The organism is Streptomyces sp. ActVer, from assembly GCF_027270795.1.
Taxonomy (GTDB): Bacteria; Actinomycetota; Actinomycetes; order Streptomycetales; family Streptomycetaceae; genus Streptomyces; species Streptomyces umbrinus_A.
On the sequence record NZ_JAPWHT010000920.1, the window covers coordinates 1 to 1146 of the forward strand.

The 1146-nt window shown below is 72.6% G+C and carries 1 protein-coding gene and 1 pseudogene; both read right to left on the bottom strand.

The annotated features are described in order from the left end of the window. Positions 1–492: pseudogene (locus tag O3Q52_RS53345) on the bottom strand (hypothetical protein); the annotation flags it as partial. A gap of 269 nt (positions 493–761) precedes the next feature. Beyond that, positions 762–1146 (bottom strand): ATP-binding protein (locus O3Q52_RS53350; RefSeq protein ID WP_269655580.1); only part of this gene is annotated, 385 nt, incomplete at its 5' end.

Sequence of the window (1146 nt, forward strand, 5' to 3'; positions counted from 1 at the left end):
GTAGAGCACACCGTCCGGGGTGGCCTGTGTGGTCCAGGTGGAGCCGTCGTAGTGCAACACCTTCAGCCCGGTGTCGTCCTCGCCGACCACCCACGCGGCACCGGGCACCGCGGTGAAGTCCTGGTAGGTCCACAGGGTCTGCGGCAGCGGGACGGCGCTCCACCCTCCCGCCGACCGGCGCAGGATCTCCCCCGCCCCCGCGCGGTTGTGGAAGATCCACACCTCCTCGCCGACGAACTGCACCTTGCCGAGCCAGCCCGGCTCGGCGGTGCCGGGGAAGGTGGTGTCCCGGCTCCACGCCGCGCCGTCCCACCGGTACAACATCGGCCGCAGTCCATCGGCGGCCTGCTCGTACCCGGTTGCCCACGCCTCGGCCTGCCCGCGGGCGGCGAGATCCAACACGGTCACCGGCGGGGCCGCCGTCGGCACCGGCAGCGCCGACCAGCGCGGCTTCGCAGCCGCAGCAGGCGTCACAGCCGCGGCTGGCGACATGGCCGCGGCACACGCGATCACAAGGCAGACCAGGACCGCACGGAGACCGTTCACGAGACCCCCAGAACGCGAAGGTCGCACAGGCTATTGGCATGCGCACACCCGTGAACAGACGGCATTCGGCCGATCACGGCTGAGCGCGGCTCCTGTCGAGGGATGCCAGCACGTCGCACGGCACAAACGGTCAGGCCGATCGGACGAACTGATCACCGTCCGCGTCGACGTGGCACTCTTCGGCGCCCTGGACATCGCGCACCCGCACGCTCGGCTCAGCGAGGTTCCCGGCCTGGGTCGGCTGCGGGCAGGACCAGGCGGAAGGTGCAGCCACGGCGGGGGGTCGTGTCGAGTTCGAGGCGGCCGCCATGGCCCTCGGCGATGGCCGCGGCGATGGCGAGACCGAGGCCGCTGCCGCCGTGGAGGCGCGAACGCGCGGGGTCGGCGCGGTAGAAGCGCTCGAAGACGAGCTCGGCGTCGACGGGTTCGAGGCCCGGCCCTTCGTCCGCCACCTCGATCACGCTGATCGGCAGGCGTTCCGGCAGGGGCGGTGAAGCGGTGAAGCGTGCTGGTCGGACCGTACCGCCGGTTCCGGGACCGGCCTCCGCCGTGCCGACACGGACGTGGGCGCATGTGCCCGGCGGGGTGTGGACGCGGGCG